The organism is Oceanicoccus sp., assembly GCF_029238675.1.
GTDB lineage: Bacteria > Pseudomonadota > Gammaproteobacteria > Pseudomonadales > Dasaniaceae > Oceanicoccus.
Map to the genome: position 1 here is coordinate 159347 of NZ_JAQWFR010000028.1, position 16333 is coordinate 175679.

13 protein-coding genes and 1 pseudogene are annotated in these 16333 nt (G+C 46.8%); 4 read left to right on the forward strand and 10 right to left on the reverse strand.

Annotated features, from left to right (window positions below):
* Positions 1 to 18 precede the first annotated feature (18 nt).
* Complete coding sequence (locus P8H32_RS10295; protein WP_301089329.1) at positions 19 to 1263, forward strand: alginate export family protein; 1245 nt, start codon at positions 19 to 21, stop codon at positions 1261 to 1263.
* Between the two features lie 99 nt (positions 1264 to 1362).
* On the opposite strand, the gene P8H32_RS10300 is transcribed toward P8H32_RS10295, so the two are convergent.
* From P8H32_RS10300 to P8H32_RS10335, 8 genes are all read right to left on the reverse strand, one after another.
* Entirely contained in the window at positions 1363 to 3150 is a 1788-nt protein-coding gene (locus tag P8H32_RS10300) for a sugar phosphorylase (RefSeq protein WP_301089330.1), read from the reverse strand.
* 6 nt (positions 3151 to 3156) lie between these two features.
* On the reverse strand, positions 3157 to 4380 hold the full coding sequence (locus P8H32_RS10305) for a glycosyl transferase (RefSeq protein ID WP_301089331.1): 1224 nt from the start codon (positions 4378 to 4380) through the stop codon (positions 3157 to 3159).
* 15 nt (positions 4381 to 4395) lie between these two features.
* Positions 4396 to 5241, reverse strand: coding sequence for a mannosyl-3-phosphoglycerate phosphatase (locus P8H32_RS10310; protein WP_297291516.1), 846 nt, complete (start codon positions 5239 to 5241; stop codon positions 4396 to 4398).
* Positions 5234 to 6205 (reverse strand): phosphoribulokinase, encoded by a 972-nt coding sequence (locus P8H32_RS10315; RefSeq protein ID WP_301089332.1) that lies wholly within the window; start codon positions 6203 to 6205, stop codon positions 5234 to 5236. Before P8H32_RS10315 ends, P8H32_RS10310 begins: the two co-directional genes overlap by 8 nt.
* Before the next feature lie 272 nt (positions 6206 to 6477).
* The gene (gene parE / locus P8H32_RS10320; protein ID WP_301089333.1) at positions 6478 to 8361 is read right to left on the reverse strand and encodes a DNA topoisomerase IV subunit B; all 1884 of its coding nucleotides are present in this window, start codon (positions 8359 to 8361) and stop codon (positions 6478 to 6480) included.
* Positions 8362 to 8431: 70 nt separating this feature from the next.
* Positions 8432 to 9013 (reverse strand): YqiA/YcfP family alpha/beta fold hydrolase, encoded by a 582-nt coding sequence (locus P8H32_RS10325; RefSeq protein WP_297292320.1) that lies wholly within the window; start codon positions 9011 to 9013, stop codon positions 8432 to 8434.
* Positions 9014 to 9087: 74 nt separating this feature from the next.
* Positions 9088 to 9948: a 3',5'-cyclic-AMP phosphodiesterase gene (gene cpdA, locus P8H32_RS10330; RefSeq protein WP_301089334.1), complete on the reverse strand. Its 861-nt coding sequence runs from the start codon at positions 9946 to 9948 to the stop codon at positions 9088 to 9090.
* A gap of 123 nt (positions 9949 to 10071) precedes the next feature.
* The gene (locus P8H32_RS10335) at positions 10072 to 10539 is read right to left on the reverse strand and encodes a DUF1249 domain-containing protein (RefSeq protein WP_297292318.1); all 468 of its coding nucleotides are present in this window, start codon (positions 10537 to 10539) and stop codon (positions 10072 to 10074) included.
* Positions 10540 to 10798: 259 nt separating this feature from the next.
* Here P8H32_RS10335 and P8H32_RS10340 point away from each other — a divergent pair, with 259 nt between their 5' ends.
* On the forward strand, positions 10799 to 12211 hold the full coding sequence (locus P8H32_RS10340; RefSeq protein ID WP_297292317.1) for a TolC family outer membrane protein: 1413 nt from the start codon (positions 10799 to 10801) through the stop codon (positions 12209 to 12211).
* A gap of 73 nt (positions 12212 to 12284) precedes the next feature.
* Here P8H32_RS10340 and waaA read toward each other — a convergent pair whose 3' ends face one another.
* On the reverse strand, positions 12285 to 13580 hold the full coding sequence (waaA, locus tag P8H32_RS10345; protein WP_301089335.1) for a lipid IV(A) 3-deoxy-D-manno-octulosonic acid transferase: 1296 nt from the start codon (positions 13578 to 13580) through the stop codon (positions 12285 to 12287).
* Positions 13581 to 13721: 141 nt separating this feature from the next.
* Here waaA and P8H32_RS10350 point away from each other — a divergent pair, with 141 nt between their 5' ends.
* Positions 13722 to 14936 (forward strand): FAD-dependent oxidoreductase, encoded by a 1215-nt coding sequence (locus P8H32_RS10350; RefSeq protein WP_301089336.1) that lies wholly within the window; start codon positions 13722 to 13724, stop codon positions 14934 to 14936.
* The gene (locus P8H32_RS10355) at positions 14933 to 15745 is read left to right on the forward strand and encodes an aldo/keto reductase (RefSeq protein ID WP_297292314.1); all 813 of its coding nucleotides are present in this window, start codon (positions 14933 to 14935) and stop codon (positions 15743 to 15745) included. The genes P8H32_RS10350 and P8H32_RS10355 overlap by 4 nt, the downstream gene beginning before the upstream one ends.
* Positions 15746 to 15749: 4 nt before the next feature.
* Here the strand turns inward: P8H32_RS10355 and P8H32_RS10360 are convergent.
* Positions 15750 to 16333: pseudogene (locus P8H32_RS10360) on the reverse strand (alpha amylase); the annotation flags it as partial.

The window sequence follows — 16333 nt, forward strand, 5'->3', positions numbered from 1 at the left end:
TAATCTGGAGTAATAACTATGAAACGAACACAAGCCTTTTTAACCCACCGCCAGTCAACCTTTTTGGGGGCATCTCTGCTGGCCTTAAGCACTTTTAGCCCCACAGTTCTCAGTGATGCTATCGCAGAGGCACTAACCAGCGGCACAGCCTATGGCGATTTTCGCATGCGCTATGAGACCGTCGACCAGGACAATGGACTGGATGATGCTGCAGCGCTCACCTTGCGTTCACGGCTGGGTTATAAGACAGGTGCCGCCAATGGCTTTTCTGCAACCATTGAATTTGAAGACTCACGTTCTGTAGCGGGTGTTGATGACTATAACAATACCATTGGCAATGGTGGTGAATACTCAGTGATTGCCGATCCGGGCACTACAGAATTAGATCAGGGCTTTCTACAGTATAAAACAGATACCCTGACTTCAAAGCTGGGTAGACAGGTAATTAAACTCGACAATGTTCGCTTTGTCGGTGATGTTGGCTGGCGCCAGGACAGACAAACGTTTGATGGTTTAAGCTTTGACTATAGCCCCTTAGAAGACCTGACCGTTAAATACGCCTACATTGAACAACGCAACCGAATTTTTGCAGAAGAAAAAGATATTGATTCTAAAGATCATTTGATCAATGCCTCCTATAAAACCGCACTAGGTACCCTTACCGGCTATGCCTATCTGTTAGAAGAAGATACCGATGCTGAATTAGCCTTTGATACTTTTGGTGTTCGCCTTAAAGGCGCTACCAGTACCGGGGATATCAAACTGATGTATACCGCGGAATTTGCTAGCCAGGAAAAATCCAGCCAGGGCGCTGAAGATCTGGAAGCGGATTATATGTTGCTGGAAGGCGGCGCAGTGATTGGCGGCATTACCGCAAAACTGGGTTATGAAGTACTGGGTTCCGATGACGGAAATTTTGGTTTTTCCACACCACTGGCTACCTTACATGCCTTTAATGGTTGGAGTGATCAGTTCCTGGGTACTCCCAATGAAGGCCTGGTCGATGTCTACGCATCCGTTTCCGGTAAATTAGCCGGCGGTAAGTGGGTTGTTGCCTACCATGACTTCTCAGCCGATGAAGACAGCGATATCAGCGATGACTTTGGTGATGAGATTAATATTTCCTATGGCAAAAAATTTGGTAAACACTATTCAGCGGGTATTAAGTATGCAGCCTATAGCGCTGACGATGCCGCCAATGGTGGTGCTAAAAACTATGTGGATACCGATAAAGTCTGGGTTTGGGTAGGAGCCAAGTTCTAGGATTGGTGGAATATATTCCACCCTACAACTGCCGTCATTCCCGCGCAGGCGGAAATACAGCCTGCGTGTTTATGCTGTTATTTCCGCTAAAGCGGAAATCTACAGCACTGGATTCCCGCCTACGCGGGAATGACGATCGCTCTCAGTCACCAAATTGGTCAACCAGACCGTTTGATAAGGGCTAAGCTTTAACCGCCCTTCCAAGTCTTTTAATGTTTCTCCACTTAACAAATCTTTCCACTGGTCAGTACCAATTAAATTAATATCCGCCAGGTTAATCAATTGCTCGCTGCGGGTAACATTGCTTAAACAAAAAATACTTTGCTCCCGCTGAATGCTTTGCCGCCAAAAGGCAAATACACCGGCGCCTAAATGCAGGGTAAATTGAGTGGCGTTGGGATGGAAAGCCGGTTGTTGGCAACGCAGGCGTAGGGTCTCTGTCAGGGATTCGAAAATTTTCTGGTGATGTCCATCACTATCCAACAGCGCTTTATGCAAAGAATCTTCTTCCCATATATGCCGGTTAATAGCCCGGTTATGTCCAGTATTTTCCAATTTGGCATAATCATTTTCTGTAGCGATAAAACTATGAATATACATAGCGGGAATACCTTCCAACGCCATCATTATTAAATGGGCACAGATAAACCGTTGACTCTGCAAGTGGTCGGGGCCGCCATCCATCGTGCCCTTTAAAGCATCATATAAGGCAATATTAATTTCATAGGCTTTGTCCACCCCTTCCCGTGATTTGCGGTAAGTCACTTTGCCGCCAAATTTCTTAATCGCCGCAACCATTTCCTCGCGGTGCTTATCATCGACCAAACCATCCAGGGGTCGCAGGCCAATACCATCATGGGAGGCCATAAAATTTAAATAGGCAGTGCCTGCCTGGGCCGGAGGCATACTCATCATCCAGGTTTTTAAATGTCTGCAGTCACCGCTGAGCAAGGTATATAACAATAACGGCGGCAGGGAAAAGTTATAAATAATGTGCGCCTCATTAGCATTGCCAAAGTAGGTCAGGTTTTCACGGTTGGGCACATTGGTTTCGGTGATAATAATGGCATCAGGGGTGTGATGCTCAATCAGGGTTCGCAGCAATTTGATCACCTCATGGGTTTGCTGCAAATGAATACTTGGAGTGCCCACCTCTTTCCAGAGAAAAGCCACCGCGTCAATACGAAATATTTTAACGCCACGCTCCAGGTAATGACGGATAATATTAACAAACTCTTTCAGGACTTTTGGATTTTTAAAGTTTAAATCCACTTGGTCTGCACTAAAGGTACACCAGACAAAACGCTCCCCGTCGGCGGTATCAACACGGGTTAATAACGGTGAGTTTCTTGGCCTGACCACGGCACTAAGATCATCTTCGAGGCGGGCCTCAAAAAAATAATCCTTGCCCGGGTCAATCCGCTTCTTAAAATTATCAAACCAGCGGCTACGGGCCGACATATGATTAATCACCAGGTCGGCCATTAATCGGTAATCATCGGCAATGGCCGTAATATCTTCCCACTCCCCAAGCGATGGATTGACCATTAGATAGTCCATTACTGAAAAACCATCGTCGGAGCTATAAGGGAAAAACGGTAAAATATGCACGCTATTGATAGCATCTTTTAAATGCTGGTCAATAAAACGCTTGAGGGTTCTTAGCGGCTTTTCATTATCCTTAACAACGCTATTGCCATAGGTAATTAAAACACTGTCGGATTGATCCCAAAGGTTGCGATGGGGCTGGGGAGCGGGGCTTTCGGGTTCAATGCCCATGGCAACAATAAGTTGACCCGCCAACTGAGCAAGATTGTGCTGTGGATATAATCCCGAAAGATGCTCGACAATACGACGTTGTAACTCTGGTTTCTTGTGGTTTGACATATTTTTCTACTGGCCAAATTCCTGGCTATCTTCTTCAACGGCCGTTCTAAGTTGTTCCAATATATCAGGAACCGCACTAATCACTCGGTTCCAACTGGGGATAAACGGTGTATCCATCGGCTTTTCCAAAAAGTAATCTCCTGCACGCATTACATTTTGGGCAAATAATTCTACTGCCTGTTCTTCACTGTGACGATCATGCTTAAGGCCATTGATCAGGGCATCGTTGTGATAGGTTTCTATAAAGTCCAGCGCCACGCGAAAATAGGTGGCTTTAATAGTGCGGAATTTTTCGGTAGAAAATATTTCACCATTGGTAGCCAGCTTTCTAAAAATCGCCTTGGCGATATCGGTACTCATTTTCGACAGCCCCTGCTCCACATCAGTTAGCGACAGGTCCTGATGTTTATGGTCGTAGACATCGGCTATATCTACCTGACACAAACGGTTGGTGGAGTAGTTGCGCTGCATTTCCGAGAGCACCCCGACTTCCAGCCCCCAATCACTGGGTATCCGTAAATCATTAATCACATCGACACGCATTGAAAACTCACCGGCCAATGGGTAGCGAAAGCTATCCAGAAATTCAAGAAAGTCGCTATAACCACAGACCTTTTTTAATGCCCGCAATAATGGCGTAACAAATAAGCGACTGACACGGCCACCCATTTTATTATCGGCTATACGCGGATAAAAACCTTTGCAGAATTCATAACTAAATGTCGGGTTGGCCACTGGATAAATCAGCCGCGCCAATAATTCACGGTTATAGGTGACAATATCACAGTCATGCAGGGCCACCGCATCAACCCGTTTTGAAGCCAGGGTATAGCCGTAGCAATACCAGACATTTCGACCCTTGCCCATTTCCGTGGGTGCAAGACCCAGGTCCTGCAGCTTTTTATCAATCGCCATTAAACGCGGGCCATCATTCCACAGTATGCGATGACGCTGGGGCAAACCGGAAAAATAGTTGACCGCATGTTGGTATTCATCGCGATTGGCTCTATCCAGGCCAATAACAATTTCGCTTAGATAATCAACTTGCTTTAGCTCTTCAACAATATTGGCCAGCGCTTCGGTTTGCAGTTCAGAATACAGTGATGGTAATACCAGGCCCATGGGGCGCGACTTTTTAAAGCGGTTTAATTCTGCTTCCAGATCCTCGAGGGGACGTTTGGCAATATTATGTAAGGTGGTGATCATCCCATTTTGATGGAAATCTGCCATGGTGTTCTCCAGGTATTATTCTATTGATGCCATTTGTATTGATGACTGTATTGTGCTGAATAATGGCAGCAATCGATCCATTGCCGCCTGCCAACCGGCCGGGCCTGCCAGCTCGGTTTTAATCACTTGTTTAGCGCCGCTTATATCGAGATGGCCAGAGTGTTTTGATGGTATCACTACAGCAATGTCTGCTGCGTTTAACATCGCTTCATCGTTGGGGCTATCACCAAGGGCGATAACACACTGAGAGCCACCATAAAATTTACAGAGCCATGCCATGGCTTCAGCTTTATTAACCGCGCTGCTGACGGTGATAAAACGGCCACCTTGCTGTGCAATCAACTGATGTTGTTGCAGTTGTTCAATAAAATGTTGCCGGCTATTTTGGCTGCCCTGCCATAATAAGGGCTCACTAAAATTTCGTTCCAGAGCCAGGGCAGATTGTTTTAGATCCAGCCCGGTAAGGTCGCTAATGGCAGGCGCATCACAATCGGCAAAACCGGTAAATTGATAGCCCTGCTCTGCTCGCAGGCGATGTAAAACGTCCAGTATTTCTTGTCTTGGTCTGGCGAAAGCTTCGCAGTGATAGTTTTCAATATTGCCTTGATCGCCGTGCTTCGGCGGTAGATAAACGGCGGCTCCGTTTTCACAAATAAAGGGTTGCTTAATAGTCAGCTGCTTTTGTAAATGGATAATTTCTGTGGCTGTTTTACTGGTATTAATAATTAGCGGGATAGATTTTTCTGCAATCGTGTTTAATGCCTGCTGCGCCGCGGTAAAACTATAATCATCGTGATCCAGTAATGTACCATCAAGGTCGGTGAAAATTATGGGGCTGCCAGAATAATTCATACTACTCATCTACCAAGCCATTTACCAAGCCATTTACCAAGCCACTAGCAGAATCAATACCGTGTTGTTGATTTAAATAAAAAACCACATCGGCCCGCTCAGGCAGGGTGTGTAATTGATGCAGGGTCAACCTTTCAAAATGCTGAATAAAACGCATCAGATGCTGCTGGTCCATAATGTCATTGGGTTGATCGGAACAGTAATTCTGCTGCAGTTTTTTCTCCTGCAAGCTACGCCACTGATAGACCGACGCCATATCGGGCACCTTTAACATGACCAGATAGTCAATCAGGCCAAACCATTGCTGATAGTTTTCTGCAAGACACTGATTTACATAGCCTCGCCACAGTGACAAGCTATCTTCATTTTTTTCCAATTCATTAATCGGTTGTTTTAATTGCTCAAAAGATTGGGGTAAGGCACCTACACACCAGCCTTCCAATAAAATAATATCGACGGGCTCCTGTTGCAGCGGCCATTGATTAACGGGCACGCCATCATCCAGGGCTTTATCGAACTGAGGCAAAGGAACAGCTTTACCTTCTATTAAATCCTTTAGGGTTTGCAGCGCCAACGCAACGTCATGGGTACCCGGCACCCCCCTGGTGGCCAGTAGTGGATGAATGTCTTTGGCTATTTGCTGACGCTGGGATTTACCCAGATAAAAATCATCCTGCGATACAGCCACCACGGAACACTGCTGACTGGATTGCAACAATAATTTTAAGAATAAGGAAAAGGTACTTTTGCCAGAGCCCTGGCCACCATTAATCGCCACTACCATGGTTTTGTTTAACTTCTGATGCTCTCTGGCGATCTGCCGACTCAGTGGCTCTATATAGCTTTCCACCAGCTGCCAATAATCCTGCGGCAACTGCTGCTGTTCTATTAGCTGGCTAATATCATCTCGAATATCACTGATCTTCATCCTTCTATCCATATCAATATCTGCGCCAACATGAAAAATTTGCACAATTTTAGGTCAAAAGCTAGCCGGTTATTTTTTATCTCTGACAAAATATGAATAATATCAATGAGTTATACGCAGGAAAGGTGTTCCAAAAACTATCATAGCGGGGGTCAATTTTTTATAAGAGACACGCTGAAGAATAAATAAAGCTTGCAGCTTGTATCTTCAGCATGGCCATATTGCACTAGAAGGGTGCAAAGCATCATTTTGGCGCAACGGTTTCAGGACAAGGAGAACAAAATCAACATTTTTATGCGCATAAAAAAGCCCCTGCCTTACACCTCAGCCAAATTCCCTTTCTCTTCCAACCAGCCCTTGCGGTCAGAAGCGCGCTTCTTAGCCAATAGCATATCCATCATCTGGTTGGTTTCATCACCGGATTCGATGGTTAAACGCACCAAGCGACGAGTATCACCACTCATAACAGTTTCACGTAATTGCAGCGGATTCATTTCACCCAAGCCTTTAAAACGCTGCACACCGATTTTGCCTTTTTTCTTTTCGGCTTCTATGCGGTCGAGAATACCTTGTTTTTCACCTTCGTCGAGGGCGTAAAAAACTTCCTTTCCAATATCAATACGATACAGCGGTGGCATGGCAACAAACACATGACCGGCTTGTACCAGCGGGCGAAAGTGACGAACAAATAAAGCGCAAATTAACGTGGCGATATGCAAACCATCGGAATCCGCATCCGCCAGAATGCAGATTTTGTGATAGCGCAAACCGGAGAGGTCATCAGAGGCGGGATCAACACCGATGGCCACGGCTATATTATGCACTTCTTCTGAGGCCAGAATTTCTTGTGAGTCAACTTCCCAGGTATTTAGAATTTTCCCTCGCAGGGGCAAGATTGCCTGGTATTGACGATCACGGCCCTGTTTGGCAGAACCACCCGCCGAATCACCCTCTACCAAAAACAGTTCGCCGCGCTCGGCATCATCACCGGAACAGTCTGCCAGTTTACCGGGCAATGCTGGGCCGGAGGTGATTTTTTTGCGGGCCACTTTTTTTGATTTTTTCATTCGCGACTGTGCATTGTTAATACACATATCGGCTAATTTTTCTGCGTCTTCGGTGTGCTGGTTTAACCACAGGCTAAAGGAGTCTTTGGCAACTCCGGAGACAAAGGCCGCCGCTTCACGGGAACTTAAACGCTCTTTGGTTTGGCCGGAGAATTGTGGGTCCGCCAATTTGGATGACAGGATAAAACAGCATTTATCCCAAATATCATCAGGGGATAATTTAAGGCCCCGGGGTAATAAATTGCGGAATTCACAAAATTCACGCATGGCATCCAGCAAGCCGGTGCGCAGACCGTTAACGTGGGTTCCACCCTGGGCGGTTGGGATCAGGTTAACGTAAGACTCGGTGGTTAGCTCGCCACCTTCCGGCAACCATTGCACGGCCCAATCGGCACCTTCATTGCTACCAGCAAAGTTACCAATAAAAGGTTCAGCCGGCAGTGTTTCCCAGCCTTTGGTGCTGGCCATCATATAGTCTTGCAAACCATCTTCGTAGTACCACTCTTCCTTTTCACCGCTGGCTTCATCTTTAAAGGTGACTTTTAAGCCAGGACAAAGCACGGCTTTGGCGCGCAATACATGGCGCATACGGGAAATGGAGAATTTGGCAGAGTCAAAGTAACTGGCATCCGGCAAGAAGCGGAGGCTGGTGCCGGTATTGCGTTTACCGCAGGTGTCCACCACTTTCAGGTCTTTGGATTTTTCGCCGTCTTTGAATTCCATTTCATAGACTTCACCGTTGCGGCGGATATTGATCTCTAACACTTTGGATAAGGCGTTGACTACAGAAACACCCACACCGTGCAAACCACCGGAAAACTGATAGTTATCATTGTTAAACTTACCCCCTGAATGCAGGGTAGTAAGAATGACTTCAACGCCGGGCTTTTTCTGCTCGGGGTGCATATCAACGGGCATACCACGGCCGTCGTCGGTACAGCTTAGTGAGCCATCTTTATGGATAACCACATCAATTTGCCGGGCGTGGCCCGCCAGCGCCTCATCGACACTGTTATCGATAACCTCTTGGGCCAGGTGGTTGGGGCGAGTGGTTTCAGTGTACATACCGGGGCGTTTGCGCACTGGGTCAAGGCCGGTTAAGACCTCGATGGATTCAGCATTATAATCAGACATTCAGTATTCTTAGGCTCTTTATTAAGTAACTCTGGGTCCCCGCCTTCGCGGGGATGACAAGCAGTTTTTGTTATTCGACTAATTCTAAAAACTTAAACGCTTCAGGTAAATGATTTTCAAAACCCTGGAAGCGATGGTCACCCCCCTCTTCTACTGCTTGCGGGCAACCGTGATAGTAACTAACTGCTTTGCGGTAATCGAGAGTTTCATCGCCAGTTTGCAATAAAACTTTTAGCCGCTCGGGACGGGTGATGGGCTGCACCTCTAATTGATGCAGTTCTTTTATATGACTTTCGTCCAGAATAAATGTCTCGCCGGTATAGGGGTTGGTATTTTCACCAAGCACACCACTGATTAATTCATAGGGTTTGACAGCGGGGTTAACCAGTATGGCTTTAAGGCCAAATTCTTCCGCCAGAGCCGTGGCCATAAAACCACCCAGTGAGCTGCCAATCAGGGCGATTTGCCTGCCGCTGTTGGCCTGCACCAGCTCCTGCAATTGCTGGTACGCCTGCATGGGGTAGTTAGAAAGACCCGGCGTAATCTGCTCAACGGGAAGTTGTGCGCTATTGATATACTGCTGTGTCTCTTGTGCCTTAATGGACTGCGGTGAACTGAGAAAACCGTGGATATAGATTAACAGCGATTGCATGCAGGTTAAGCGCCTTTATATTAAAGCGCGAAGCATACCCGCAGGGTGGAATATATTCCACCAGATAGAAGTAGTTAATAACCGCTGGAATGCTCGTAATCGATATCAAACTCAACGCCGGTGACGCGGGAAATGCCGGTATCAATAGCACCATCGGCATGCAGAGACAGCCAGCGGTAGCCCGGGTTAAGCCGCGCCAGTTTAAAGTCGGGGCTGCTGGCCGCAAACTGGATACAGCTTGAAGGGGTGGCCATCAAGCTAACACTATTACGCTGTTGGTCAAGCTCTTGGTGGATATGCCCCCAGAGAATCCCGCGCACAGATGAGAACTGATCAACCAGCGCAAAAAAAGCATCCGCATTGCGCACCTGCTGGCCATCTAACCAATCGCAGCCAATGGGGATGGGATGGTGATGCATACACAGCAGTACGTGTTCGGCCTCGGTGGTTTCAAGGCAGTGTTGTAAAAACTCTAATTCCCCAGCGCTGAAGTTGCCGCCTACCTCACCGGGCGTGGCGGAATTCAGCATAATGATCTGCCAGTTACCCACCTCGATATTCCGGCCCAGGGCTGGATCACCGGCAAAGGTTTGCTGCATGGCGGGCAAGGCATCGTGATTGCCCGGCAGCCATAAGATATGGGGGGCCAGATGACCGGTCAGTTGCTGGAAGCGGAGATAGGAAGCGGGTGAACCACCGTTGGAAATATCCCCGGTGGCTAGCAATAACTCAGCAGATGGGCGCTCGGCTTCAATCAAATCAATCACATGGGCCAGGCTTTGATCGGTATCCATACCCAATAACTCCTCACCCGGCTGGCCGCCAAGGTGGGAATCGGTGATTTGGACCAACTCTATAGGCCGTTCTGTGTTGTTACGCTCGATCCGCAAGGTGTGCCTCTGATCACTGTTTCGTCGTTGAAGTCGCTTTGACAATAACTAACCTGAGGCAAGCTATTGATATTTCCCTATTTAACGACTGAAGCACAATAAAATCCAGTAACTATTCCCACTCCGGGGGCATAATCCAATGATGTCACTCGTTTAATGGCCGAAAACTCACAAGGACTGGAAGCACAACCCGCTATCATCCAATGCATGTCCATATTTTAGACAGTGACTCAGCCATTCACCGAGAAATAGGTTGAGTTGAATTTTTTCGTCCTGCTGGAACATCTTTTCATTGGGATATTCGTAGCTGGCATGAAGGGCGCGATGGGCATCATAGGAAACTACTTCAGCCATTTGGGCATCGTGGTAGACACGCAGGGAAAAGCTGGGGGCGGTAGTCCAGGGCTTTTTACCCTGGGCTGAAGGCAATTGGCTGATGTCCACCATCGTGGTGTATTTGCAGCGCTCGGTAACATCAATACGAATTTGCGCTGGCTGGCCACCGCTTAGCTCAACACCAAACAGGCGTTGGTCCATGGTGGCCATATCTGGCAGCAGCTGCATTATGCGGGCATAATTTGCCTCGCACTCTGCCATTTGCCCTGCCAAATCAACGGTGTATTTCTTTTTTAGCATATACGATGCAGGATTATAATCCGGCCTACTGTAGGGTGGATTACAATCCACCATTAACATTCAAGTCATCAAAACAAAGTCTAGCAGTTTTGTACTGCCGCGGCCTTAACAAAACAACATTGGCCAACTTAATTAAAATGTAGCGCTTATTCACCCTGTAAAGTAGGGCTTTGTGAAGCAGTTTGCTACACTTAGCGCAAAATTGAGCTCACTAACTGAGCCTAGAATAGAAAGCGCCACTTCATCTAAGGATTAATCAATGAAACGTTTGATACACCCTCTGTCATTGGCTATTGCATTATATACAGGCAGTACGCTCACCTATGCTGATACGTTAGCAGATATATACGAGCAAGCCCTGCAAAACGATCCAAAACTCAAAGGCGCTGAAGCGACCTACCGGGCTAATATTGAAACGCAAGAGCAGGCATTTTCCAGTTTGCTACCACAGATTAATGCGTCGGGAGAATATCGTGAGAGTGACACGACCGATGTGAGCAGTGGTTCGACCTTCGCAGGTCTGGATAGAGACGATGATACTGAATCAGGCCGCACCACATTAAACCTAAGCCTTAATCAAACTTTATTTGATTTATCCGCATGGTTCAAATTTCAGCAAGGTAAAGAGATTACTAAACAGGCTGCAGCCCAATTAGCCTATGATCAACAGGATGTCATCGTCCGTGTTGCAGAAGCCTACTTTGATGTTCTGCGGGCGCTCGACAATCTTGAAGCTTCAAGAGCTGAAGAAAGAGCGACTAAACGCCAATTAGAACAAATTCAGCAACGTTTTGATGTTGGTTTAATCGCTATTACCGATGTGCATGAAGCTCGTGCAGTTTATGATTCAACGGTGGTTGCGCGCTTAACGGATGAAGGTAATTTGGGCACTTCATACGAATCCCTGACTGTACTAACCGGCCAGAGCCATGAAAACTTATGGCTGTTAAATAAAGATTACCCGGTGGTTGACCCCGACCCCAAATCCCGCGATGAATGGGTACAGTTTTCCTTAAAAAATAACAATGCTTTAAAAGCTTCTTTGTTTGGCATGGAAGCTGCCAAAAAAAATGCCTCCTCTAAAAAGATGGGCCATGCTCCTAAACTAACGGGCAATATCACTTACACTGACTTTGAAGAAGACGGTGACAGCATTAATAACATCGATGATACGGTAAGAAATTTTGAAACAAAGTCTGATGGTTACGCCTGGAGCGTTAGATTATCCGTTCCACTTTATTCCGGTGGTGGCGTTAGCGCCCAGCGTCGTCAGGCTTATGAGAAATACAATGTCGCCCTACAAAATAAAATCGAAACCCAGCGCAGTGTTATTCGCAATGCCCGTGCATCACATATCACTGTAGTGACCGATGTGCAGCGAGTAAAAGCACGCCAACAGGCGATTGTCTCTACCAGCAGTGCACTAGATGCCACCGAAGCGGGCTACGAAGTGGGCACGCGTAATATTGTTGATGTACTGCAAGCCCAGCGTTCTTTATTTGCGTCTATACGCGATTATTCTAACTCGCGTTATAACTATGTCATCAATATGTTAAAACTGAAACGTGCAGCGGGGACATTAACACCACAGGATGTTTACGATATTAATAAGTGGATGGTTGAGCCAGGCGCATCTACAGTTAGCCAGTACCAAAAGTATTTAAGCGAATAACTGCCCCGTCATTCCCGCGAAGGCGGGAACCCAGGCTGCATGCTTATACTTTTATTTCCGCTGAAGCGGAAATCTAAAGCGCTGGATTCCCGCCTTCGCGGGAATGACGGTTCTTTTCTATCTCTAATATCAATCTATCCAATGCCCCGCGGTTTTCTTCTACCACCGCTTTAGCATTAGCGCCCATCTCGTTTCGTAGTGATTCAGACTGCCCGAGCAGTAACAATTTTTCTGCCAAAAGATTAGCATCACTAACCATCAATAAAGCAGAACGCTGCTGTAATAAACGGCTAGCTTCGGCAAAATTAAAATCACTCTCACCAGTGATGATAGGTAGCGACCAGGCCGCAGGCTCTAACATATTATGGCCACCGGAATTAATCAGGCTGCCGCCGACAAACACCATATCGGCGCAACCACAGAGTAATAACAACTCACCCATGGTGTCGCCTACTAATACATTTGTTGCTGCACTGACGGTATCGTTGTTTGAACGGCGTGCAACAGAAAACCTTTGCTCACAAAGATTAACCACTTGGTCAAAGCGTTCGGGATGTCGAGGCACAATAATTAATAAAGCATCAGATATCTTTTCTATCACCTGCTTAAACGCATCAAGAATAATTTCATCCTCACCTTGATGGGTGCTGGCAGCCATAATAATTAAACGCTGGCCGTGATTGCTCCACTGTTGTTTAAGCGGTTCTGCCTTTGCTATTAACGCCTTATCAATCACCACATCAAATTTAATACTGCCGCTAACTTCGACTTTATTTTCTGCTAAACCCAGGGCCAAAAACCTATCCGCGTCTGCCTTATTCTGGGCTACCACTTTGCTTAAGTTATTTAACATCGGCCCCGTTAACCAACTTAAACGCTGATACCCCGCCGCTGATTTTTCAGACAAGCGCGCATTGGCCAATACCACTGGGATGGAAGACTGGCGACAATAGTGAATGGTATTGGGCCAAAGTTCCGTTTCCATAATTACTAACAGTTTGGGTTGTACGCGGGTTAAAAACCGCTGGATAGCACCGGGTAAATCATAGGGTGCATACACATGAAAAACCGAATCACCCAATAAGGCCTTTACTCGATCAGAGCCTGTGGGGGTCATGGTGGTCACCACGATCGCGGCATCGGGGTATTGCTGTTGCAGACGTTTAATAAGGGGAGCGGCAGCAATGGTTTCTCCCACCGAGACAGAGTGTACCCAGATGGTATTGTTAAGCTTGGGGGCGATAAAAAAACCAAAGCGCTCGGCTATACGCTGGCCATAAGCCGGCGCCTTACTGGCACGGTAGGCTAAGCGTAGCAGGATCAGGGGCGTGATCAGGTAAAAAAACACACTGTAGAGGTAACGAGCCATAGAAACCTGGGGCTTATAAATAAGATTAATAAATGGGGTTTATAAATAATGCCGTGAAGCATAGCGATTTAACTGGGCAGTGACCAGCCCTGCTGAAACAGGATATACTTACAGCCCCTAATGCTTCTAACTAAAGACTTAATGACTTCCAACACAGCAACTGTAGATATTGCCATTATTGGCGGCGGCATAGCGGGCTTATGGCTGCTTAACCGCTTATGCAATGACGGCTATAACGCCATTTTATTTGAACAGGGTGACTTGGGGGGCGCGCAAACTATTGCGTCCCAGGGCATGATCCATGGCGGTATTAAATATGCGTTAGGGGGCGCCCTGACTGGAGCCTCAGAAGCCATTGCCGATATGCCTGACCACTGGCGTCGCTGCCTTGAGGGTGAAGGTGATGTGGATTTGCAGCAAGCTAAAGTGCTTAGTGAACATTTTTATATGTGGTCTACCCAGTCTATCACTTCCAGGGTGACTTCCTTTTTTGCCAGCAAGGTGACCCGTGGGCGGGTGGATAATGTTAGCAAGGCAGACCGCCCCGCCGTTTTTCAGGATAAGGCCTTTACCGGCAGCTTATATAAGTTGGTGGATTTAGTACTGGATGTGCCCTCGGTGGTGAATGCGCTGGCGGATAATTGCCGTGGCCGTATTTTTTCTATTGACTGGCAGCGCAGTAAATTTACCCAAAAGGCAGATGGTTCGGTGGATACGCTGGTAGCCAGTGATGGTGAACATTCGGTTACTCTCACAGCCAATCAATTTGTATTTACCGCCGGTGAAGGCAATGAGCAACTTTGCGCGATGCTGTCGATTAAAAAACCAGCCATGCAACGTCGCCCCTTAAAGCAGGTGTTAGTCAAACATCACTACCCCCATGCTCTTTATGCCCACTGTATGGGCAGTAACCCATCGCCGCGCTTAACTATTTCCAGCCATGCAACTGAAGACGGCAAGAACGTTTGGTATCTGGGCGGTGATCTGGCGACGGAGGGAACTGCACTCAGCGATGAAGTATTAATTGAAAATGCCAAAGCCGAGCTTAAAGATTTATTTCCGTGGCTGGACTTTAGTAAAAGTGAATGGACAGTGCTGTACGTTGACCGTGCAGAGCCGAAACAAAAAGGTTTGATTAAACCCGACAAAGCCTTTGCTGAAACCGCTAAAGAGTCTGGCAATGTGATTGTTAGCTGGCCCACCAAGTTAACGCTGGCGCCCAATATGTCGGATGAAGTTTGTGATTTATTAAAGCGGCAAAACATTTCACCCAGTCACAACGCTATTCCTGTAACGCTTGGCCATTTTAAAACACCGGTTATTGGTACCCCCTGTTGGGAAACCCTTTTTAAATGAGCGGGTCATTAATCACACGCCCCTTTGGCGATACCGGTATTAACGTTAGCCCTATTGGTTTAGGTACGGTAAAACTTGGGCGTGACCAAGGTGTTAAATACCCTAACGGTTTTACTATTCCTGATGATAAAGCCGCCAGTCAGTTAATTGACCTTGCCCGTGATCTTGGGGTTAACCTGATTGATACCGCTCCTGCTTATGGTATTAGCGAACAGCGCCTGGGACCTTTATTAAAAGGCCAGCGGCAGGATTGGGTAATTTGCTCAAAGGTCGGTGAAGAATTTAATCATGGCGAATCTTCTTTTGATTTTAGTGCCAAACATACGCGTTTTAGTATTGAGCGCAGTTTAAAACGGCTGCATACCGATTTCATTGATATGGTACTTGTTCATTCTGATGGCAATGATTTAAATGTGATTGAGCAGCAGGAAGTATTAGATGAGTTACAGCGCTGTAAACAGGAAGGTTTAATTCGAGCTTATGGTGTATCGACTAAAACGGTGGATGGCGGGCTACGAGCAGCGGAAAAAACGGATGCTGTTATGGCTACCTTTAATCTTGATTATAAAGATGAAAAACCAGTGATTGATTACTGCGAGAAAAATAACAAGGGCTTATTAATCAAAAAAGCCTTTGCCAGTGGGCATATTTGTTTGGAAGGGGAAGATCCGATACAGGCCAGTATGGATTTTATTTTTTCGCATGCCGGTGTTAGCAGTGCGATTGTCGGGACAATTAATCCCGATCATTTAAAAGCAAATGTTGCGGCGGTAGTTAAAGCGCTGGCTAAAAATACCGCCTCCGTTTGATTCCTTACAGGCTTAACTGCCATCCCAGAACAACTGAATAATCCATTTCCATTTGTGGGCCATTTAAATCCTGGTAAACCGGCTTAATTAATTCCAGGGCTAAACGATTGGTTTTGGTTCCAGGCAGAATCCAGTTAACACCCGCTGCAAGATCAAAACGCTGGCCACCGCGTAAATCCGGGTCGGCGGTTGGCACCATAGTTTTCATCATCGGATTCAGTTTTTCATCTTCGCCATCGATATCATCCCAGTATTCGTAGACACCACGAACTGACCAGCTAAAGGTGTCGGCAAAAGGACGAGCATACCAGGCCGTCGCCATAATGCGATCACCCAAGGTGTAGCCGTTGTCGTTTTCATCCAAACGCAAAGTGGCAATAGTTTGCGCACCCCAGGAGTAAGTGGGCTGGCTAACGGTATAGGTTAGGCCCGGCTTGATATCGTAAGTACCAGAACCCAGTTGCATGGAATATGGCAGCTGAACTTCATTGCCCATGCTCATACCAGTGACATCTTTTTCATCAATAGAGCCGGTGGGCAGGCTCAGGGTCATATTTAAAATCAGGGTGCTGTCGTCGGTTTGGTTTA